Origin of the sequence: Mucilaginibacter gossypii (assembly GCF_017569325.2) — a bacterium.
GTDB lineage: Bacteria > Bacteroidota > Bacteroidia > Sphingobacteriales > Sphingobacteriaceae > Mucilaginibacter > Mucilaginibacter gossypii.
This window is the reverse complement of the sequence record NZ_CP071878.2, coordinates 4,641,283-4,663,015: the sequence shown is the minus strand read 5'-3', so window position 1 is coordinate 4,663,015 and position 21,733 is coordinate 4,641,283. Positions and strand designations below refer to the sequence as shown.

Sequence of the window (21,733 nt, the reverse complement as noted above, 5' to 3'; positions counted from 1 at the left end):
CGCCTCCGGATAAAAAGTGGCCCCGAGATCGGTAATGCTTAACTGAATGTTGCGTTTTGCCTGTTTTTCATTAAGCAGGTAAATTAAATGGACAAGGTTTATTTTTTCAAAAAGGCCAAGCAATAACCGTTTTATGAATTGTTTCATTATGCTATCTTAAAAAATTTAAGCGCCCTGCGTATAACAGAACTTTTGTATTTTTTGTTAAGCCGGGCATAAACCTGTTTTAAATAAGCGACATCCAGAAGCATTTTTTTAGGATGTTTTAGCGGGAATATCATTGTGCCCAATGGTAGATCGGTAATAGCATCATCTGCCGAATGCGTATGTGTCCCATTTCCATAGCCTATATTCTTTACAAGATTTACGCAAGGATTAACAGCCATGCCACCGTTGATCAGAATGCTATAGAACCATTGAATATCCCAGGTATTTAAGGATTTGTTAAAGGATGATTCAAACATGCCGTAATAACTATTGTACCAGTCGGTAGTACCAAGCTGCGCTTCAACTCTATCCTTTGTTTGCTGCTTGGGCCAGTCTTTCATTTCTATATCATAAAGGTTCCAGGCACGTTTCCAGGTTGCCCAACCCCAGATACCGCCATGCCCCCAATGATATGATTGGGCATCTTTTTTCCAGCCATCGGTTAGTAAATTTGAACCGGATATTGACATTACCTTATCGTCAAAACGGTATTTTGTCAACAGTTCTTCGCAAAAGGGAAAAAATGTTCTATCGGGCAGGCAGTCGTCTTCTAAAATGATGCCTTCGTTAACATTTTCAAAAAACCAGTTGATGGCTTCGCTAACTGCCGATTTGCAGCCGAGGTTTTTATCCCTTAATAATGTTTTAACTTCACAATCCCAGTTTATGCGCTCAATTACCGAACGTGTTTTAGCGCATAGGTCGATGTCATCGGGTTTATCAGGCCTTGGTCCGTCGGCAGCTATATACAGGTATTTAGGTTTAATTTTAGCTATGGCTTCAAAAACCATTTCTGTAAAAGCCGGGCGGTTAAATATTAAAAAAAGTATCGGTACGGAATATCCCATAAGCTTAATAGCTTGTGAAAGCCTGGGCTGTTTTTACAGTTTTTAATAATTGTTTTATATGCTGGTACTGATTTTTTATCAGTTGCCTGTTAGTTAACAGCGATTTGAGCTGGCCAGATTTTTGGTAGTATGAGATTTTTTGTTCGACGCTTACAGGCCGGAATCTGATAACCTTTTGATAAAACAAGTTAACCGTTAACTTGATTAAGGATTTTGCTGCGGAAAGCAGATCGTGATTTATGATCTGTTCGATAGGCCGTTTATTATCATTAACCAGTGCAAAATAGCCATTGAGCAAAACGCTGCTGTAATTTAACCAAAATGCAACTTTTAATATATAGTTGATATTTTGCCTTTGATGGGGAACAAAGTGTTTAAACTTTAGGTTATCATCGGTGATGATCTTATAGCCCATCAAATAATTCATCAGGCAAATCTCAACATCCTCGCCCGAAACCAGCTTTTTGCCTATGCGGCCGGTTGTTACCTGGCGCCAATTTGCGTTCTTCAGTTCAAGCAGTATACTTTTCCGGTAAACAGATCCGGCACCATAAACCCAATGGCTACCGACTGCCCAAGTTTGGGGACCCCAAACGGTAGTAAATTTCAGCAGGCTTTCGGAAAGAGGGGCCGGTTGCTCAGCTTCTATTAATCCACATCCCCCCAATACACCTATTTGGCTATCACTGTTCATGATTTTAAAGGCACGCTCAATATAATCGTCGAAAAGCCAATTGTCATCATCGCAAAAAAGAAGGTATTCATATCGAGCGTGATTTAAACCCATATCCCGCGCATGACTTAGCCCTGCAATGGGTTGGCTCACAACGCTGAAAGGAACATCGGCTAAATTGTGTTTTCCCCATTCGGCCCTGGCTGTGGCCGCTGTGCCATCTGTTGATGCATTGTCAACAATAATAACCTCCCATCCAACACTTCCCGGTACCTTTTGTAAGGCCAGGTGTTTAATGGTTAGGGGAAGCCGCGCGCTGCTGTTATAACAGCAAACTATAACCGATATGCCGGTACTCAAGTTATTGAGGAATTGGATAACATAAAACTACAAGACGATCGATCAAGCCAGTTTATCAGAACGATTTGATTTTGGCAGCATCATAGCAAGCAATTCCCGCTTCATAACACTATTTAATATAAACCTGTTAAGCATTTCCTGATTACAAGCTGTAACTTCTTCGTTCATCAGCGCTTGATTTTGACTTATATTTATTATCAGATCCGTCAATTTATCAAGCGTGTGACAGTAAGCAATTACATTATCGCACTCGTTTTTAAGCGATTTATCAATGTTATAAAAAATTGTTTTAAACCCGTTTTTGATACTTTCCAAACCTGAGAAGCCGGTAAATTCACCGATGGTGAAGTTGATAAAATATCCGTTTTTTATTTCATCGCTTAGTTCACTCATAGGAATGGATTTTTCAGTAAATGCGATGTTTGAGGAAACATTAAGCCGGCTGGCCATATCTATAATGTTTTGATAAACTTTCGGGCTATATACCGTGCCTATGAATAGTATCTGGACATCAGTGATCCCCTTGTTTTTTAACACGTGTAGTATTTTTACCAGATCCGGGAAGTAATTCTTGTCTTCAGCTATTCTTGATATAACGTTTAAATTAATCATTCAAAAAAAGTGGAAATAAGCCTCTTTTACATTTAAATACGGCGTTCCCGTAATGTGTATCGAGCTCGTTTAACTGGTATTGATTAATGCAAATCAGGGTGTCATCGGGGTTGTCAAAGTATGTTTCGGGAAAGTTATAGGTACCTTGCGCCGCATTGGTTACATGCCAATAAAACCGGTGATCATGATCAACTGTGTCTTTTACCCTGTAAATATTATACAAGCCGATCACATGAACACTTTCATATATGCTGTTGGCAAGAAATTTTAATTTTAACTTCCAGTATATCGATCTCAACATTTTTAAAGGGGCTCTGAAGTTCTTTATTACGCCAAGCCGGGTTCTTACCACCCTTATTTTCTTCTGTTTAAAAATAAAGTCGTAATATTCCTGGTTGTAATTATCAAGGATCAGTATAGTTGGGGCAATTTTGTTTTGCTGGGCAAAAACAGCAAGTTCATGAACAAGCTTCTCAGCACCTCCAATTACCAGGCCACCATTCACTATCAAAATTTTACGCATAAAACTTTTTGATAGTTTTAGTTACGTACTCAATTTCCTCACTGCTCATGCCCGGATTCAGCGGAAGGCTCAAGCTCGTTTCTGCCAATTCCTCCGCTATGGTGAAGTCACCTTTCCGGTAACCGAGGTGCCTATAGGCTTTTTGTAAATGGGCGGGTACAGGATAATGGATCCCGGTGCCTATTCCATTGTTGTTTAAATGTTGCTCCAGCTCATTTCGTTTTGCAGTACGGATTACATATAAATGGTATACATGTGATGATCCTGGGGAGGAAGCTGGTAAGATAAGGCCGTCGATTCCGTTAAGTTGACGAGTATAGGCAGAAGCTATGGTCTGCCGCTCAGTTGTCCATCCATTCAGATATTTCAATTTTACCGAAAGAAAAGCAGCCTGCAGTTCATCAAGCCTTGAGTTTACACCTATAACCTCATTGTAATATTTTCTTTCGGAGCCATAATTACGCAGCAGGCCTGCTTTTTGTGCGAGGCCTGGATTGTTGGTGGTTAAAGCCCCTGCATCGCCATACGCGCCCAGGTTTTTTGTTGGATAAAAACTGGTAGCGTTAACGTGGCCAAAGCTGCCGGTAAGCTTGTTGTTGTATGTGCTGCCCTGCGCCTGTGCGTTATCTTCTATCACAAAAAGATTATGCTTATGGGCTATCTGCATAATAGCGTCCATTTGGCAGGCCTGCCCGTAAAGGTGTACGGGTATGATAACTTTTGTTTTTGAGGTGATAGCTGCCTCAATCAAACGCGGGTTTAAATTATAAGTATCCTTATCGGGCTCAACCGGTACAATGGTAGCCCTTACCTGCGATATGGCCAGCCAGGTGGCTATAAACGTATTTGAAGGGACGATCACTTCATCGCCTTCACCAACTTCAAGCACCCGTAGCGCAATGCACAGGGCATCAAGTCCGTTGCCTACCCCAATGCAGTGTTGTACGTTATTGAAGGCAGCGTAAGCATTTTCGAAATCGCTTACTTCCTTACCAAGTATGTACCATTTATTTTGAAAAACGCGCTCAAACGCCGCACGAATCTCTGCTTCAACTAAATTATTCTGACTGGTTAAAGATAGAAACGGAATATTCATCGGTCCAACTTTGAGCCTTAGGCTTTCTGCTTTTATATAAATGTTATTACGGTTCCGGCCCATGAGTAGCCAACACCAAAGCCGGCCAAAAGCCATTTTGTTTGCGGAGTAACTTGTTTTTCTTTCATGGCTTCATCAAGTGCAATGGGTACCGATGATGATACCGTGTTACCAACAGCGGCCATATAGATATAAAAGTTTTCGGAAGCTATATCCATCTTTTTACGCAGGTGCTCCAGCATGTACCGGTTGGCCTGGTGCAGGATAAACTGCCCGATTTCGTCTTTGCGCACACCATTTTTTTTTAGGGTATCTATTATTAAAGCAGGAATCTCTTTAGAGGTAAAAGCAAATATTTCGGCCCCGTTCATATATAAACTTCCTGGTGATTGCTCATTCCCATAGTCATCATGTACGGTATCGGCACTTTTTTCAGGGTAACGGATAGCTCCCTGCTTTACCATCAGATTTTCAGCACCCTTACCATCCGTACCCAATTCAAAGTTGCCTATAGCCGCAAAGCCTTCGGTGCTGATGAGGGTAGCGGCGGCGGCATCACCAAAAATGGTACGGTTTCCCTTATCTTTAGGATGTATGAATTTTGAATAGGTTTCGGCCGTGAGCAGCAAGATATTGGTGGCTATACCTGCCGCTATAAGACCCTTGGCTAAAGCAAGGCCGTACACGTAGCCCGAACAGCCCAGGTTAAAATCAAGTGCGCCCGCTTTAACCGGGATACTCAGCTTATCCTGTATAATACACGCTGTTGAAGGCAAAAAATAGTCTGGGCTTTGGGTACAGTATAATATAAAATCAATTTCAGTTGGATTGATGTTATGCGCGGCAAACAGTTTTTGTGCCGCGGCTATCGCCATATCTGACGCAAACTCATCCTCGGCAGCAATGTGACGGGTGCTAATACCTATTTTGCTGGCTATCTTCTCTACTCCCCATTCGGGAAACAGGGCCGATAGCTCAGCATTGGTAAGCTGATTTTGAGGCAAATGATATGAAATAGCTTTTATAAAGGCCTGCATTTATTGTATGGTGAATCCTCCGTCTATTATCAGGGTGCTTCCGGTTACCCACTTACTGGCGTCAGATAACAGGTAAATAGCCGCGTTGGCAACATCAATTGGTTCGCCAAATCCCAGGGGGTATTTTTTTTCATCGTCTTTCAGCTGCTCCTCTGTAAATATAGGATCGTAGATGAGTTCGGTTTTTATCATGCCCGGAGAGATATTATTGACCCTGATCCTTTGGGCGGAAAGTTCAATAGCTAATACCTTTTGCATAGCATTTATGGCGCCTTTTGAGGCACTGTACATCGCGTTACCAGCGGTTCCAACATAGTTGCCGGCAATGGATGATATAAATACTACCGATCCATTTTTGTTTAGCTTTTTAGTTTTTAACAGCTTATTGATCAAAATAGCGGGGGAGAAAAAATTTGTTTCGAAGATCGAATCCAGGTCTTTCCTGTTTATAAATTTAAAAGGCAAAGTTTTTACAATCCCGGCAGATAATACGACGCCATCTAAATTCGGCATTAACTCAATCAGGTTGTCCTGTTCCTGCTCAATATCAAGATCGGCAACATATTGGGTGCCGGGTACTTCCAGCAAGTTAAAAACGTCTGACAGTCGTTGCTCGTTTCTGCCGGTAATAAAAGTTTCGGCTCTCATTCCTGAAACGCTTATAGCAATTTGCCTGCCTATGCCTGATGAGGCGCCGGTAACCAAAATTTTTTTACCTTTTAAACAGAATGGGTTATCCATAGGATATTAGCGTCAGTGTCTGGGTTTACGAATTTGATTTTTTCAATACAATATTGTATATATCCTGTATAACTTTTGAATTACGAATGTCATCGCCTGTCAGTCTGACTGCGTAAACGTCATCTACCATGGCAATCACTGAAAGTGCTGTCATGGAGCTCCACTCGTCGTTTTCTTTGAATAATGTTTCGGCAGTAAAAGAACTTGTATCCAAGTCGTCAAACTGATCAGCAAATTCGCTTATAAATTTTTCAATATTCATAGTTAAGTTTGAGGTTGTATTATACTTATTAAAAAACTAACCTTGCGTTTAACGCTCTCCTCGTCTATTGTAAAATAATAGTTGAGTTCGTCTTCACCTGTTATTGTTGCAAACATTTTATGAAACTGTAACACTTTTTTATTGTCTTTCCTTACGTCAAACACACATCTTTTATTTTTTAATTCGCTGGCTGCAAATTCAGAAATAAACAGATCTGATTTTATGCTTACAAATTCATCGCATCCGGGTTTTACGATCCAGCTGCCACTGGTGTAGGTATCAGCCGTTATATCATACAATCTTATAACTCCGAGCGGCTGATAATCATGGTTAGAAAATAAAAAGTAATATTCCTGCCGTTTTTTTTCCCGCTTTTTATATGCTCTAATCCATTCAATTTGCTTTTGCAAATTATTGTCGGTGTGTGTCAGGTACCGGGCGTGTACCGGGTCGGTTCTTAAACTTAAAATAAATTCGGCATCGCTTTCCTCAACCAATCTAAATATTAAGTCAAATTTACAAAAAGGGAACTCCACTTATAATGATTTGTAATCTTTGAACTGTTTGTACTCTCTTAGATAATCGGCTTCTGTATACAACATGGAAGCTAATACAAGGCAAATAGCACCCGACGAAAAATTTGAAATATCGCGCCAGATGCCGGGCTGGATATGCAACCCTATGTACGGGCGGTTTAACTGTACTGTTTTTTTGTTGATACCATCGTCAATAGTGATATCAAAGCTGCCACTGGCTGCTACGATAAATTGTTCAAGCTGCTTATGTCCGTGCGCCGCGCGTGATTCTCCTCCAGGGATATCATACAAATAATATACCCGTTTAACAGCAAAGGGGATATGGATATTGTTTTCAACAGGAGTGATGTTACCAGCCCGGTTATTAATACGGTTAAGGTGGATGATGTTACAATCAAAAACAGTTGATATTTTACCTTCCATGTTTGCAGCTCACAAATTGATCAAAACCCCTGATATATTCATTTACATCATACTTGCCGTCGGTCAGGATCAGGGCAAGTGAATTGGTCGAGAAGTTCTCAATCTCCCGCCACATCATTTTCGGAACATACAGCCCGTAATATGAACGGTTAAGGCTATACCGCATTTCCTTTACACCATCATGAAGCACAACGTCGAAGCTACCACTAATAGCGACAATAAATTCCTGCAGGTTTAAATAAGCGTGGCCGCCGCGCCGTTCGCCGCCGGGTACGTCATAAATCCAATAGGTACGCTCAATTTTAAAGGGGATATGGTTGTTTTCTTCAATGAAAGAAAGGTTCCCCCTGTCGTCTAAAAACTTGGGCAATTGTATGATGCGCGGGGCTTCCATATGCTGTTATGCCTGGTAACTAATATCAAAATCAAGTTTGGGGTGAATTACACCCGGAGCTAAAGCGCTGTTACTTCCTTTACTTTCATTTTCAACCTCAAACCCGATAAAATCATCAGCACCAAATAATTGGTAACGTTGATTTTCGCCAAAAATCAACTTGAATGAATAATTGCCGGCGTTCAACAGGTTAGGCGGGATAGTACACTTAACTGTATAAAACCCGGTTTTTGAATCATTATTGGTTGATATAAGCACGCCGTTATGAAACACGGGGATTTCATCACTATTTTTTAATTCAAAGGTTGCATCGAGGTTAATGCCTGCCTTTTGATTAAAAAAGATCATCTCAAAGCTAATGCCTGTCGAAATGGAGATGCTGTCGCCGGTAAGCGGCCGGATGACAAATTTAAGCACTTTTATATTTTCATTCCCAGGTGCTGAGGTTAGGTCGCCCTGGTGTTCAAATGTTGACCGGGTATTGTTATTAGTTTGATAAAAGCCTACTGCTTCGAGCTGTTTGTTTTCATATATCAACTGCCCGTTTGCAAGCACAATGCCCCGGTTACATAATGTTTTCACAGCGGCCATGTTGTGGCTTACAAACAAAACCGTGCGCCCTTCGTTCTTGCTTACCTGTCCCATTTTACCGAGGCATTTTTTCTGAAACTCGGCATCGCCAACTGCCAGTACTTCATCTACTATCAAAATTTCGCTTTCAAGGTGCGCAGCCACCGCAAAGGCCAACCGTACATACATTCCCGACGAGTAACGCTTAACCGGCGTATCGATATACCTTTCAACCCCCGAAAAGCTCACGATCTCATCAAACTTTTGTTTGATCTCGGCCTTGCGCATCCCAAGGATGGCACCATTGAGATAAATATTTTCCCGCCCGCTCAGTTCCGGGTGGAAACCTGTGCCTACTTCAAGTAAACTGGCTATCCGGCCTCTTAGTTTTATTGAGCCGGTAGTAGGAGAGGTAACACGGCTTAAAATTTTAAGCAGGGTACTTTTACCTGCTCCGTTGCGGCCTATAATGCCAACAGCATCGCCCTGTTCAACTTCAAAATTAATATCGTTCAAGCTCCATACCACATCACTTTCGCCTTTGATGGTACGGTCATTCACTTCGCCTATTTTTAAAAAAGGATCTTCCTTACCCCGCAGACGTGCCCAAAAACGCTCCAGGTCGCGGGAGATAGTGCCCGTACCAAAATCGCCTAATTGGTAGGCTTTTGATAAGTTTTCAACTTTTATTGCCTTACTCATTTATACAGTATCAACAAAAGTTTTTTCAACCTTATTAAATATTACTATGCCTGTAAGCAGTATTACAATAGTGCTAACGATACTGTAAGCTAACAGCTCCCAGTTAAAGCTTCCTTTGCCTAAACAGCCATACCTGAACGTTTCAATTATGGCCGTAATGGGGTTAAACTTAATAAGCCAGCTGTATTTAGGATATTTAGCCTGTGCCACCGATAAAGGGTATATAACCGTTGTTGCATACATTAAAAGTGGTACGCCAAAGGCCACTATAAACGCTATATCCCTGTATTTTGTGGTAACAGCCGATATGATCATACCTAAGCCTAAACCCAGTGATGCTATCATGATAATGAGTAATGGCAGCAGCAAGGCTGCTATATTGGGAATAATATGTTCGCCCTTTAAGATAAATATGATGTACAGGATTATGAAAAGTAGAAACTGAACCGCGAAACGGATCAAGTTTGAAAGTACAATACTTAGGGGCATAATAAGTCTTGGAAAATATACCTTGCCAAGTATACCGGCATTATCTTTAAAAACAGTTGACGTTTTGTTCAGGCAATCGGCAAAATAGTTCCAAATGATGGTGCCGGCCAGGTAAAAAAGTGGCTTTGGCAGGCCATCAACCGGGATGCCGGCCAAATTGCCAAATATCAGGGTATAAAACAGGATAGTAATAACTGGCTGAATAAAAAACCACACCGGGCCCAAAATGGTTTGCTTATAAAAGGAAATAAAATCGCGCCTAACGAGTAGCACAAGCAGGTCGCGATAATGCCACACCTCTTTAAGCTTAAGGTCGAGCAGGCTGCCTTTGGCATTTATTTCAATGTCCCATTTTTCCGGATGCAAATCAGTCATTTATCAGCTGCTCAAGTTTGGTCATATAATCGCGCTCGTTAAAATGGCTTAAACATTTTTCCTGTAAGCTTTTGCGGGTATCAGCAGCTAAGTGTTTTTGCAAATGCTTTGTTATTGCCCTGTTAAGTTCGGTAAGGTTGTCCGGGTCAATGGCTTCTCCCAGTTCGCCGTTCCGGATGGCGTCAATACTACCGTCGGCATTACCGCAAATAACGGGTAAGCCGCAGGCAAGGGCTTCAATAAATACAATGCCAAATCCCTCCTTTTTGCTTGGTAAAACAAACAGGTCGGCCAGCAGGAAATGGTCGGTGAGTTCGGCTTCATCAATAAAGCCGGTTAAAATTACCTGTTCCGTTACATCATGCGCCGCTATTAATTCTTTTATACGGATGTGTTCCTGCTCATCATATTTGCCCGAAAGTATATATTTTATTTGCGGAAATTGTGACTTAAGGCTGCCCAGGGCACTAATTACCTGGTCATACCCTTTGTATAGCTCGGTAGATGCCATGCGTGTTAACGAAAATATGATAAAATCATCGTGGTTTAAACCATAACGGCGCAACAGTTTTTGTGGCTTCGCGAAGATATCTGGCAAACGCATAAATGGGTCAATTGCATTATTTAGCACAATGCATTTATCTGCATTCAGGTTATGCCTTTTTATCATTTGCTGTTTGGTATAATTGCTTACACAAATTACGCAGTCGCAGTGTTTAAGCATCAGCCGCTTTAAAAACGAAAGCGGACGCCAAACCTCAATGCCGTGTGCTACAAGCCATAACCGGCATTTCGGATTAATCAGTTTAATTAACAGGCCAATGATGGCCAGGTTAATATGACTTAATATAGCAACATGGGGCTTTGCGGAATGGCCGATGGTTTCTAAAACAAAACCTGCCCGGTTTATGCCAAACCCTTTGAAATTTGCAGAAGGTAAATATTGCGCCATCAGGTCATCCTGCTTATCATAAGCCGACCAAAGCTCAAAATTCCAATTGTTTTTTAAGGCAGCACGATGCAAGGAATGACCAAGTGTGCGTGTCATTTTCTGGATGCCGCCGGTAGTGCTAAATGTTTGTAAAGTAAAAAGAATTACATTTTTAGCCATCATTTTGAACCTGGTACAAGGCAAAAGCCTTTGACCAATGAATGCTGTCGTTTTTAAACTGTTTTATAACATTTTGTGCCGCTTTTCCTTTGTAATTATCAGTATCGCTAATTAGCCGGTGCCCCTTCATCCATTTTTGTAAGGGGAATGTGAAACCCATTTTGGGCCTGTTCCAAACTTCAGGCGGAATAAGGTTGTTGAAACTTTCAATAAGAAGTTTTTTCGGCTGGCGTTTATTAAATCTGATGGCTGGTGCGATATTCCGGGCTGCACGGTTAAAATCTTCATCCAAAAACGGAACCCTGACTTCAAGGCCATGATTCATGCTCATTATATCGGTATCCCTAAGTAATTGGTTTTGCATGTAGAAATGCGTTTCAAACCATTCTGCATGTTCGTTATTATACCCGTGTGGTGCGGGCGACAAAGCTGTGCCGAACAATACATCATTAATATGATCAATGCTCGTATCCAGTAGAGCAGAAACATCAGCCAATGAAAACAATCCACGCAAAGCCAGGTAATCAGCTACGGGATGGTTAACAGCGAGGAATGCCAATCTCTTATAATGATCAGGCAAAAAATGACTGGATATCTTTAACATCCAAGATGGCAGTTTACGCAGATAGCCAAGATATTTTATGCGGTTAAATGAGGGATAACCTCCAAAAAGTTCATCGGCGCCCACACCTGATAATACCGCCTTCAAACCATCGTCATGGGCATATTTACTTATAAACCAGCTGTTAATGCCATCGGTGGTAGGCATATCCATAGCATCCATGATTTGCGAAAAAAATGCTTCAAAATCTGATTGTTTTACCAGGTGTGAAAAGTTTTGGCCATTTATTTTATTGTTAATGATGTTTTGATAGCTGCGTTCATCATAACTTTTTTCATCAAAAAATATAGAAATGGTTTTAAGTTGCTCTTTTTTTTGCCGATTGGCCAGCATTGTGAGCAGGCTTGAATCAATCCCCCCGCTTAAAAATACACCTATGGGTGCATCGGCAATTAATTGCCTTTTTACGCCCAGGCTAAGTGCATTGTAGATTATCCGATGGGCTTCGTTTTTATCGGTTATTACATTTTGCAAACCATCAATGTGATATTTGCTTAAAGTATACCCTGCACTCCTGTGGTCCCAGCATAAAAAATGTCCTTTGGGCAAGCTGAATACATTTTTTAATGTGGTATAGGGTTCAGGAATATGGCCAAATGCCAGTAGTCTTACCGGCCAGTCCGGATCTTTTTCGATATTCAGTCCCGACTGTTTAAATGCCCGTACTTCAGATGCAAAACAAAGCTCGTTGTTTACAGCCGAATAATATAGCGGTTTTATACCGGTAGTATCACGTACAAGGTAAGTAAGGGCTTTGCCAACATCATACAAGGCAAAAGCAAACATACCTCTGAACCTTGCAAAAGCTGCAGTGCCCCAATTAAGATAGGCCTGGAGTATAACTTCGGTATCAGTGCCTGACTTAAATTGTGCTCCTGATCTTAGCAATTCCTGTTTTAATTCAGGGTAGTTGTAAATTTCGCCATTGAAGGTGATCCATGCATTTTGGCCCACATCTGCCATGGGCTGATGCCCGTTGCTGCTGAGGTCAATAATTGATAACCTGCGGTGACCGAAAACAAGGCAGGCTTTTTTATCTTCAAATATGCCCTCATCGTCCGGCCCGCCATGCTGTAACGCGTGGCACATTAATTTTACGCTATTCCTGATCTCGTTCTGGGATATTTTTTTAGAAACGATTCCTGCTATACGGCACATTGTTCATTAAATTTCATAGCTTCGCCCCGTAAGTTACATTGATATCTTGTAACTAATTAATTATTAATTACTTGTGTTGCGGGGCACAAGCTGTCTATTTATTGAATTTTCGGCGCAAATAATGAAATATTATCTGTTGTCCAAAACAATTCCTTTTATTTTAAAACCGCTCAATGAGCGATGCAGCAACATTAACGATAATAGAGTAACCAATACTTTCCAGGCGTAATATCAGTTGTTTTTGCGATCTGCGTGATACAACTTCGCCTGTCATGCCCTTTAGTGCACCTGCTCTGATGATAATCTTCTCGCCCGGCTGCAGGTCTTCCTCTGTTACCTCCAGTTCATATGGACTTGCCATGAGTAATTTAAGTTCATGGATCTGTTTATCAGGCATAACTGCAGGCTTGCCCGAAAAATAAAGGAACCGCGCAATGCCTTTGGTCATTAACACTTCGGCCTGCTCTTGTTCGGCAATATTTACAAACAGGTATGATTTTAACAATGGTTCCTCAACCCATTTTCTGCGGTCGCTCCATTGTTTAAGCTGACGGTGCAGTGGCAGGTAAACATTAATGCCTTTGCTCACTAATGCTTCATATGCCTTTTTTTCGGCTCGTGGGTTGGTGTAAACCGGGTACCATTTGTTTACTGCCATATTGATTTTAGTAACAATCTTTTTAAATAGACAAGCTTATTTAAACCATCGTTTTAAATTCCACCATTTTTTCTTTTCATCATCAAGATAATAGCCCGAACCTTCGTAGCCGCTGTAATCTGAATAATAGTAATATCGCGTGCCTGCATTTTCTCCGGTAAATTTGGTAGTGTAATATCTTGAATGCAGCAAATCTTCTTCGAATGCATTTAAAATTATCACGGTATTATCGAGGTGATATTCCTGCGCTATGCGCTGTGGCACAGTTGCGGCATAATATTTTGATTTGCCCGACCGGATCACAAAAACATTGATGTCACTTATCCTGATAAGCGGTATAGCATCTGATACCAGTCCGATCGGAGCGGTATCAATCATCACTATATCATACATTGTTTTAAGTGTTTCAATTAAAGCGTTCATCCTTTTGCTGTGTAGTAGCTCTGATGGGTTAGGCGGTACGGGCCCCGACACTATAAAATCAAGGTTTTCCTGTTCAGAGTGATGAATGATATCGTCAATTTCAGTTTGGTGTGCAAGGTAATTGGTCAAGCCAATATCATTGGCCACATGAAAAGTTTTATGTAGCCTTGAACGACGTAAATCGGCTCCTATTAATATTACTTTTTTATCAATAAGTGAAAGCGTGCTTGACAAATTTACGGCAACAAATGATTTGCCTTCGCCGGCTACTTCCGAGGTTATACAAATAACTTTGCTTGCTTTTTCTGACGAAAGGAAACTAAGATTAGTACGTACAGAACGGACCGATTCTGCAAAAATTGATTTGGGTTTGCTGATAGCAAGGATTTGTTCGCTACTTTCGTCAAGGGCATACGGGAATTTTCGGATAACGCCCAGGATAGGTATGCTGGTTAGACTTTCAATGGTTTCCTTATCATAAATATAGGGGTTTAATATCCTGATGAGAATGATAAGCCCCAGGCCTATAGCCAGACCTAATATAGTGGCAGTACGGTGGATATTATGTTCATTAGGCGAAACTGGATTATAGTTTGGTTGAGCCAGTTCAATAATAGTTGCACCAGGCAAAATCCCGGCACGGCTGATCTGCGCTTCCAGTTTTTTTTCGGACAGAAAAGAGTATACTTTATCATTAATATCAAAATCACGCTGCAGGCTCACCATATCACGCTGGGCGGCAGGCAATGCCGCTATAGTTGAGTTAACCTGGCCAAGTTGATTATCAAGATATTGAATATTTTTTTCGATGCCAGCCCGGATCTGTTTTATATTGTTTAAAGCGGTGGTTTTAATTTGGATAATGCTTTGGTTAATGTTTTGAATAGGCTGCGAATCGGCATTATAGGTAGTTAATAAACTTGCCCGTTCTGTAATCAGGTTGTCCAGGCGGCTTACCATAACTTCTAACGACGGTAGATTAGCGCTGCCGACATTAAAGTTTAAGGTTACATTGTTTTTTTCCTTGGCTATTTCGCTGCTAAGCTGGTCGAGCGCTATTAATTGTATTTTTAATAACGATTTGTTTGATTCAAGCTCGGTTGCCTTGGTTACTGAAGTAGTTGATGCGGATGTAACGTCAAGTATCTTGGATTTTTTCCTGTATTTTTCTATCGAGTTTTCAGAGCCTTTTACTTCAGTTGACAGATAATCCAGCTGACTGTCAATAAAATCGATCATTTGTGAAGCTGACTGCGCCTTTTGGTTTCGGTCAAAAATCACATAATTGTTCATAATCGCATTAAGTATATCTGCTGCAAACTGCGGATTGGAATCTGTTTGCTGGATGGCAATTATATTTGAGTTTTTTGCTGTTTCGCCAGCATATAAATTACCCTGCACCCGGCCGATAAAATCTTCGGGGATATTGAACTTAAATAAATAAATTGTTTTGGATGGAATTAACCCCGGGTATTTAATTCGGAAACTGGTATTGCCAATGGTTACAATATCGCCGTATTTGTAGTTGTTTTGAATCTCCTTACCGTTTATGCTATAAGTAAGATTGAAGTTTTGAGCACTGACCGGCTTAAAAGTTATCAGACTATGGAAAAAATTAAGACTATCAAACTTTACCAGAGTAATACCGAGAGGTTTTTGCGGATAGGTTTCGGAGGTACGTACCCTGCCCGAGATATAAAAGCTGATACGATAGTCGAGGTCTTTTATTGCTGTTAGGATGAGGGTACGGCTGGTTAATACCGAAGTTATACTTTGAATTTTTGACGGGCCGCGTTCGGGCGTGGTCATTACACTGATAATGTCAGAAATCTCTGATTTTTTTTCTTCTACCTTAAGTGTTCCCCCGGTGGCATATGTTTTGGGTGTATACCATAAATAAGTGTATGAAATAGCTGATGTAATAACGACGGATGCCAATATCCAGTACCAGCGGCTGAGGAGTATTTTGCCGATCTTAAAATAGTCAATTTCCTGGTTGGGCAGCTTTCTTTGTACTTTTTCTAACTCTTCCATTTACCGATGAGAAAGCGTAAAAATAATCAAGGCGGTATTAAGCAGCAGTAAAACCGGCTGCGTTATTACCGAAAGGTTTTGCAATTTATCATTGCGAACGGCACGCTTGTTTTGTGCTATGTAAATAACATCTCCGCTTTGAAGAATAGCACGGGGATCATTTATTGATTGGATATCCCGAAGGTTAATTTCAGTAACCTGCGGGTTTTTTTGATCGCCTCTTATTATTTTTACATTTGCTTCATTAGCCTTATCTGTCAGGCCTCCTGCTTCTCCAATCATTTCAACCAAAGTTGTCCTGTCTTTTGTTAACGTATAGTTCCCCTGCCCCTTTATTTCGCCAAGTATGGTTACCTTAAGGTTAACGATCTTCAACTCAATTATGGGGTCTTTCAGCAGGTTTGTACGGTAAAGCTCCTCAATTTGTTTTGCTGCTTCCGGCCTGGTAAGACCAGCAACTTTTACATGGCCGATAACAGGCAGCGCAACAGTGCCGTCGTCTTCAACCTGAAACGTTTGCCCGGCAGTACCTCCACCTCCGCTGCCCCCTGCATTGGTTGCAGGCGCTTCGTCAACTATATACTTTATGCTTTGCAGGTTCCTGATCTGCAGTATATCCTGTGCTTTAATACGGTACGGGCCTACTGTTGCATCGCTTCCTTTTGATGCGGTATCAGTAGCATTATACTTTTGGTCAAAAAGATATTGATATTGTTTGCTTGAGCAGGAGGTTAACAAAAAAAGTATCCCAATTATCAGGCAGATAGATGTATAGTTGCGCATGTTCAGCTATAAAGTTCCAAGTTATATTTAAGATAATTAGGCTGCAAAGTCAAAATTACATAATTTCGGGGTATTAATACGTTGTATTTTTCCCAAAGTTGCAAGGTTGAAGATCTCGGTTATTACTGTTGTTTACAATGCTCAGGATACTATTAAAAGATGTATCGAATCTGTTATCGGCCAGAATTACAACAACATTGAGTATATTATAATTGATGGCGGCTCAACAGATAGTTCCCTGCAAATAATTAACCAATATAAATCGCACATCAAAGTTTTGATATCTGAGCCGGACCAGGGCATTTATGATGCAGTCAATAAGGGTATCCGTTTAGCAACAGGCGAAATAGTTGGCACGCTTAACGCCGACGATTTTTTTGCTAATCAGGAAGTTATATCAGCAGTAGCGCAGGCTTTTTCAGACAGCGCAGCCGGGATCGTTTACGGAAACCTTGACTATATAAATTCTGTAGGTAAAATCACCCGTAAATGGAAAAGTCACAAATGTGGAAAAAATTCCTTTAACCGTGGTTTTATGCCCCCACATCCTACCTTTTACTGTAAGCGCATCTTGTTTGATAAATACGGTTTTTACAGCCTTGAATACGGTTCTGCAGGCGATTATGAATTAATGGCGAGGTTTCTGCATAAGTGGCAGGTAAGGAGCTTTTATCTTAACAAAGTTATGGTTAAAATGCAGGTAGGGGGTATAAGCAACAGCAATTTAATGAACAGGTTTAAGGCGTGGTCATTTGATTTGAAAGCAATGCGTAAAAATAATGTGTTTTTACCCGTTTTGGCAATTGTGCTGAAACCCGTAAGAAAGATTTTTCAATTTCTTTAATTTTTAGTTAACTTTTTGCGTTACACTTCGTACAAGTACTTATAAATGAATAAGCCGGTCACTAACATATTTATAGCATATGCTTGAATTTCTACGCTCTTATCATTTTGTTTATAATGTGCTAATAGTTGTATTTTCAACCCTTATAACATTATTATGTATCCCTTCAATATTACATGTTGCACGTGCCCGCCATTTATATGATGATGTTGGACATTTCAGGAAACAGCATGATCATGGTATTCCCCGCTTGGGAGGCGTTGCTATTTTTGTAAGCTTTACTATTACAGTTTTGCTGTTTATCGATAAGTCGTTGCCCGTTAGTTACCTGCTTACCGCATGTATAATTTTGTTTGCCATGGGGTTAAAGGATGATCTTTCGGGGGTTAATTCAAGCACTAAGTTCATGATCCAGTTTGTGGTTGCTGCCATACTTGTTATCCCCGGAGATATCAGGATCAGCAGTATGTATGGCGTTTTTAATATTACGGCCTTGCCATATATACCCAGCGTAATGTTGTCAATACTGGTTATTATGCTCATCATCAATTCTTTTAACCTTATTGATGGTATAGATGGCCTGGCTGCAACCACGGGTATTATTGCCAATAGCACTTTTGCGGCACTTTTTATTTATATGAACGAATATGAGCTTGCAGCAATTTCGCTTGCTATAGTTGGAGCGGTGGCTGGTTTTTTGCGTTTTAACATAACCCCTGCCAAAATATTTATGGGCGATACCGGTGCCCTCCTTATTGGCCTGGTATCTGCAGTAATGGCCATTCGATTTATTGAGTTGAGCAAGGTTTCGACTGTTAAATTGCCTTTTATATATACTGCTCCGGCTTTAATTGTAGCAGTACTTATAGGTCCTGTTTTTGATACGCTCAGGGTTTTTACTATCCGGATCTTAAACAAAAAATCCCCTTTCGATGCAGACCGCAACCATATCCACCACCGTATGTTAAAAATGGGTTTAACGCATCTGCAAACTACTTTTGTTTTAGGATGCCTGAACCTTGTTTCGATAGTAATGGTACTGGTGTTTAATAATTTAAATAACTCCTGGCTTATTGCCTTTATATTTTTATTGTCGATATCTTTTAACGGAATGATCACTTATTTTATCCGTTCAAAAAAAGGCGAAGCCCTGGTAGTCCGGAATTTTAGCGACTAATAACCAATTGTAACCTGCAAGTAGTAATACCGTAAATAAACAAATTAACCATTCATCTTCATTAACTTTGATGCTTTATTTATCAGCACACCATGAAGATAGCTATAAACGGGTTTGGCCGGATTGGTCGCGTATTTTTAAGGAATATTTTATTGCATCCCGATATAGAGGTGGTAGCTATAAATGATCTTACCGACACGCAAACCCTCGCGCATTTATTTAAGTATGACTCTGTTCATCGGGGGTTTAAGGGTACGGTGAGTTTTGATGATAACAGTCTTGTTATTAACGGTAAGCGTATACGGGTATTTGCCGAACGCGATCCTTTTAACCTGCCCTGGAAGGCTCTGGATATTGATGTCGTAGTAGAATCTACAGGTAAATTCACTTCCAGGGGTGGTGCTGAGGCGCATTTAACCGCCGGGGCACGGCAGGTTATCATATCTGCACCATCAACCGATAAAAATGTACCAACTGTAGTGCTTGGTGTAAACGACCGGGAGGTTGACCTGCAATCTCCTGTGCTGTCAAACGCATCATGTACAACTAATAATGTTGCCGCTATGGTAAAAATATTAGATGAAAACTGGGGCATCATTGATGGTTACATAACCACCGTTCACTCCATGACCGGCGATCAAAGCCTGCATGATGCACCTCATAAAGATCTTAGGCGGGCAAGGGCCGCATCGGCTTCTATAATACCCACTACTACGGGTGCTGCTAAAGCAATAACCGCTATATTCCCTCATTTGGACGGCCGTTTGGGCGGAGCAGGAATTCGTGTACCGGTACTTAACGGTTCATTAACTGATTTTACCTGCAGTCTCAAAAAGCAACCAACCATAGTTCAAATTAACGAAGCATTTAAACAAGCTGCAAACGGGCCAATGAAAAATGTACTGGAATATACGGAAGACCCTATTGTATCAACCGACATATTGGATAATCCGCACAGCTGCATTTTTGACGCCCAACTAACATCAATAGTGGGTGGCCTTGTAAAAGTTGTTGGCTGGTATGATAATGAAATGGGATACAGCAGCCGGCTGGCCGATTTGGTAGTACGAATAGCCGAACTTAAAAAACAGCCTGCCTAAACAGTAGTATAAGTTATTTTCTGTATAATTTGAGTAGCTCCCGGAATACGTGAAATAAGCGTTGCTGCTTTAATTTAATGGAATTAAAATTTCCTGTTCCATGAATTTTTTCAATTTTGCTGCATGATCAAGTTTATAAAAGTTGATGAGCTGCTGCATATGCGTAATGAGGTACTGCGTGAGGGCAGGCTCAATCTTGATGAATGTCGTTTTCCGTCAGATAATAATGAAGGGAATTTTCACCTTGGTTATTTTGTTGATGATGAACTGGCCTGTATAGCTTCGTTTCACCCGCAAAGCTATGGCGAATTTAGCGGTATCGGCTACCAGCTACGGGGCATGGCAACAACCGAGAAATACCGGGGCCAAGGTTTCGGCAACCAGTTAGTTAACTTTGCCCTGGTTTACCTGCGCGGTCAAATGGCAGATTACCTGTGGTGCAACGCCCGTATAAAAGCGGTGCGCTTTTACAGCGGCCTTGGTTTCGAAATAGTTTCGCCTGAATTTGAGGTTCCGGGCATTGGTCCCCACCATGTAATGTATGTTAAAATAAGATGAAATTTTGGCGGATTGAAACAGCTTTTTTCGTTTTTCGTTAAGTATTTTGAATTAAAATGCTCAATTTGCGCCCGTTCATAACAAATGACCCTTTAATAGATATGAAAACAGTAGATCAAATTAGTTTTGCCGGTAAAAAAGCCCTCATCAGGGTGGATTTTAACGTGCCTCTTGACGAGAATTACAATATTACCGACGATAACCGTATGACGGCAGCTTTGCCGACCATAAAAAAAATATTGAAAGATGGCGGCAAAGTTATCCTGATGTCGCACCTTGGCAGACCGAAAGATGGTCCTACAGAAAAATATTCATTAAAACATATCGTATCTCATTTGTCTGATCTGCTTGGTCAGCAGGTTCAGTTTGCTGATGATTGCATTGGTGAGCAAGCTGTTGAAAAAGCAAAAGCGCTTGGTAACGGCGAGGTTTTATTATTAGAGAACCTGCGTTTTTATAAAGAAGAGGAAAAAGGTGATGTTGCCTTTGCAGAAAAGCTTTCGAAATTAGGTGATGTATACGTGAACGATGCTTTTGGTACCGCTCACCGCGCGCACGCTTCAACTGCTATCATCGCTCAGTTTTTTCCTGATGCCAAATATTTTGGTTACCTGATGGCAGCCGAATTAAACAATGCCGAAAAGATCCTGAACAATGCACCTAAGCCATTTACAGCTATTATGGGCGGTTCAAAAGTATCGGATAAAATTGAGCTTATCGAAAAACTGCTGGAAAAAGTAGATAACCTGATTATTGGTGGTGGTATGGCTTATACATTTGCTAAAGCTGATGGTGGTAACATTGGTACCTCACTGGTTGAGATGGACAAGCTTGATCTGGCAATCAGCCTAAGGCAAAAAGCTAAAGAAAAAGGTGTAAACCTGTTATTGCCTTTAGATAACATCATTGCCGATGCATTTTCAAATGATGCTAACACGGATGTTGCCAAAACCGGCGAAATAAAAGATAACTGGATGGGTCTTGATATCGGCCCGGAAACGGTTGCTTTATTTAGCAAGGTAGTTGAAGAATCAAAAACTATTTTATGGAATGGCCCGATGGGGGTTTTTGAAATGGAGAAATTCCTAGGCGGAACCAAAGCCATTGCCGAAGCTGTGGCCAGAGCTACTGAAAACGGTGCCTTCTCGCTGATCGGTGGTGGTGATTCTGCCGCTGCGGTAGCCAAATTTGGCATGACCGACGAAGTAAGCTACGTATCAACCGGTGGTGGCGCCTTGCTTGAATACATGGAAGGTAAAGAATTGCCAGGTGTAAAAGCAATCAACGACTAATAAGAACTAAAACAAACAAGAAAAGCCCCGGTGACGGAGCTTTTTTTGTTTAAAGCCATTGCCGATCAATTTATTCCCTGATAATTATCTTAACTTCAAATCGATTTTTGCATTTAAGCCAATTA

The 21,733-nt window shown here is 41.0% G+C and carries 23 protein-coding genes; 5 read left to right on the top strand and 18 right to left on the bottom strand.

Annotated elements, in window-relative coordinates:
- Window positions 1-146: 146 nt before the first annotated feature.
- The 18 genes from J3L18_RS19435 to J3L18_RS19350 all read right to left on the bottom strand — a co-directional run bounded on the left by J3L18_RS19435 (window position 147) and on the right by J3L18_RS19350 (window position 16,637).
- Window positions 147-1,055 carry a glycosyltransferase family 2 protein gene (locus J3L18_RS19435; protein ID WP_129569972.1) on the bottom strand — a complete coding sequence of 303 codons (909 nt, stop codon included), beginning with the start codon at window positions 1,053-1,055 and terminating at the stop codon, window positions 147-149.
- 4 nt (window positions 1,056-1,059) lie between these two features.
- On the bottom strand, window positions 1,060-2,088 hold the full coding sequence (locus J3L18_RS19430; protein WP_189549260.1) for a glycosyltransferase family 2 protein: 1,029 nt from the start codon (window positions 2,086-2,088) through the stop codon (window positions 1,060-1,062).
- A 42-nt stretch (window positions 2,089-2,130) separates the two neighbouring features.
- Window positions 2,131-2,700, bottom strand: a complete 570-nt coding sequence (locus J3L18_RS19425) for a hypothetical protein (protein WP_129569974.1) — start codon at window positions 2,698-2,700, stop codon at window positions 2,131-2,133.
- A complete protein-coding gene (locus J3L18_RS19420; protein WP_129569975.1) occupies window positions 2,693-3,223 on the bottom strand; it encodes a glycosyltransferase family protein in 531 nt (176 codons plus the stop codon). The genes J3L18_RS19425 and J3L18_RS19420 overlap by 8 nt, the downstream gene beginning before the upstream one ends.
- Entirely contained in the window at window positions 3,216-4,319 is a 1,104-nt protein-coding gene (locus J3L18_RS19415) for a DegT/DnrJ/EryC1/StrS family aminotransferase (RefSeq protein ID WP_129569976.1), read from the bottom strand. The genes J3L18_RS19420 and J3L18_RS19415 overlap by 8 nt, the downstream gene beginning before the upstream one ends.
- A gap of 32 nt (window positions 4,320-4,351) precedes the next feature.
- Window positions 4,352-5,356, bottom strand: coding sequence for a ketoacyl-ACP synthase III (locus J3L18_RS19410; RefSeq protein WP_129569977.1), 1,005 nt, complete (start codon window positions 5,354-5,356; stop codon window positions 4,352-4,354).
- Window positions 5,357-6,097, bottom strand: coding sequence for an SDR family NAD(P)-dependent oxidoreductase (locus J3L18_RS19405; RefSeq protein WP_129569978.1), 741 nt, complete (start codon window positions 6,095-6,097; stop codon window positions 5,357-5,359). It abuts the gene before it with no gap.
- Window positions 6,098-6,122: 25 nt separating this feature from the next.
- Window positions 6,123-6,359 (bottom strand): acyl carrier protein, encoded by a 237-nt coding sequence (locus J3L18_RS19400; RefSeq protein ID WP_129569979.1) that lies wholly within the window; start codon window positions 6,357-6,359, stop codon window positions 6,123-6,125.
- 2 nt (window positions 6,360-6,361) lie between these two features.
- On the bottom strand, window positions 6,362-6,895 hold the full coding sequence (locus J3L18_RS19395; RefSeq protein WP_129569980.1) for a GNAT family N-acetyltransferase: 534 nt from the start codon (window positions 6,893-6,895) through the stop codon (window positions 6,362-6,364).
- Window positions 6,896-7,318 (bottom strand): sugar 3,4-ketoisomerase, encoded by a 423-nt coding sequence (locus tag J3L18_RS19390; protein WP_129569981.1) that lies wholly within the window; start codon window positions 7,316-7,318, stop codon window positions 6,896-6,898.
- On the bottom strand, window positions 7,308-7,712 hold the full coding sequence (locus J3L18_RS19385) for a sugar 3,4-ketoisomerase (RefSeq protein ID WP_129569982.1): 405 nt from the start codon (window positions 7,710-7,712) through the stop codon (window positions 7,308-7,310). Before J3L18_RS19385 ends, J3L18_RS19390 begins: the two co-directional genes overlap by 11 nt.
- A 6-nt stretch (window positions 7,713-7,718) precedes the next feature.
- Entirely contained in the window at window positions 7,719-8,984 is a 1,266-nt protein-coding gene (locus J3L18_RS19380) for an ABC transporter ATP-binding protein (RefSeq protein ID WP_129569983.1), read from the bottom strand.
- On the bottom strand, window positions 8,985-9,848 hold the full coding sequence (locus J3L18_RS19375) for an ABC transporter permease (protein WP_091173928.1): 864 nt from the start codon (window positions 9,846-9,848) through the stop codon (window positions 8,985-8,987).
- On the bottom strand, window positions 9,841-10,962 hold the full coding sequence (locus tag J3L18_RS19370; protein ID WP_129569984.1) for a glycosyltransferase family 4 protein: 1,122 nt from the start codon (window positions 10,960-10,962) through the stop codon (window positions 9,841-9,843). Before J3L18_RS19370 ends, J3L18_RS19375 begins: the two co-directional genes overlap by 8 nt.
- Window positions 10,952-12,739 (bottom strand): asparagine synthase (glutamine-hydrolyzing), encoded by a 1,788-nt coding sequence (gene asnB, locus J3L18_RS19365; protein WP_129569985.1) that lies wholly within the window; start codon window positions 12,737-12,739, stop codon window positions 10,952-10,954. Before asnB ends, J3L18_RS19370 begins: the two co-directional genes overlap by 11 nt.
- A gap of 160 nt (window positions 12,740-12,899) precedes the next feature.
- On the bottom strand, window positions 12,900-13,397 hold the full coding sequence (locus tag J3L18_RS19360; RefSeq protein ID WP_129569986.1) for a UpxY family transcription antiterminator: 498 nt from the start codon (window positions 13,395-13,397) through the stop codon (window positions 12,900-12,902).
- 36 nt (window positions 13,398-13,433) lie between these two features.
- The gene (locus J3L18_RS19355; protein ID WP_129569987.1) at window positions 13,434-15,854 is read right to left on the bottom strand and encodes a GumC family protein; all 2,421 of its coding nucleotides are present in this window, start codon (window positions 15,852-15,854) and stop codon (window positions 13,434-13,436) included.
- Window positions 15,855-16,637 (bottom strand): polysaccharide biosynthesis/export family protein, encoded by a 783-nt coding sequence (locus J3L18_RS19350; RefSeq protein WP_129569988.1) that lies wholly within the window; start codon window positions 16,635-16,637, stop codon window positions 15,855-15,857.
- 106 nt (window positions 16,638-16,743) lie between these two features.
- Here J3L18_RS19350 and J3L18_RS19345 point away from each other — a divergent pair, with 106 nt between their 5' ends.
- From J3L18_RS19345 to J3L18_RS19325, 5 genes are all read left to right on the top strand, one after another.
- Window positions 16,744-17,481, top strand: a complete 738-nt coding sequence (locus tag J3L18_RS19345; RefSeq protein WP_223266186.1) for a glycosyltransferase family 2 protein — start codon at window positions 16,744-16,746, stop codon at window positions 17,479-17,481.
- A 79-nt stretch (window positions 17,482-17,560) separates the two neighbouring features.
- On the top strand, window positions 17,561-18,658 hold the full coding sequence (locus J3L18_RS19340) for an MraY family glycosyltransferase (protein ID WP_091173907.1): 1,098 nt from the start codon (window positions 17,561-17,563) through the stop codon (window positions 18,656-18,658).
- A 92-nt stretch (window positions 18,659-18,750) separates the two neighbouring features.
- Window positions 18,751-19,758, top strand: coding sequence for a type I glyceraldehyde-3-phosphate dehydrogenase (gene gap, locus J3L18_RS19335; protein ID WP_129569990.1), 1,008 nt, complete (start codon window positions 18,751-18,753; stop codon window positions 19,756-19,758).
- A gap of 123 nt (window positions 19,759-19,881) precedes the next feature.
- Window positions 19,882-20,316 (top strand): GNAT family N-acetyltransferase, encoded by a 435-nt coding sequence (locus J3L18_RS19330; protein ID WP_129569991.1) that lies wholly within the window; start codon window positions 19,882-19,884, stop codon window positions 20,314-20,316.
- Window positions 20,317-20,417: 101 nt separating this feature from the next.
- Window positions 20,418-21,608: a phosphoglycerate kinase gene (locus J3L18_RS19325; RefSeq protein ID WP_129569992.1), complete on the top strand. Its 1,191-nt coding sequence runs from the start codon at window positions 20,418-20,420 to the stop codon at window positions 21,606-21,608.
- Window positions 21,609-21,733 lie beyond the last annotated feature (125 nt).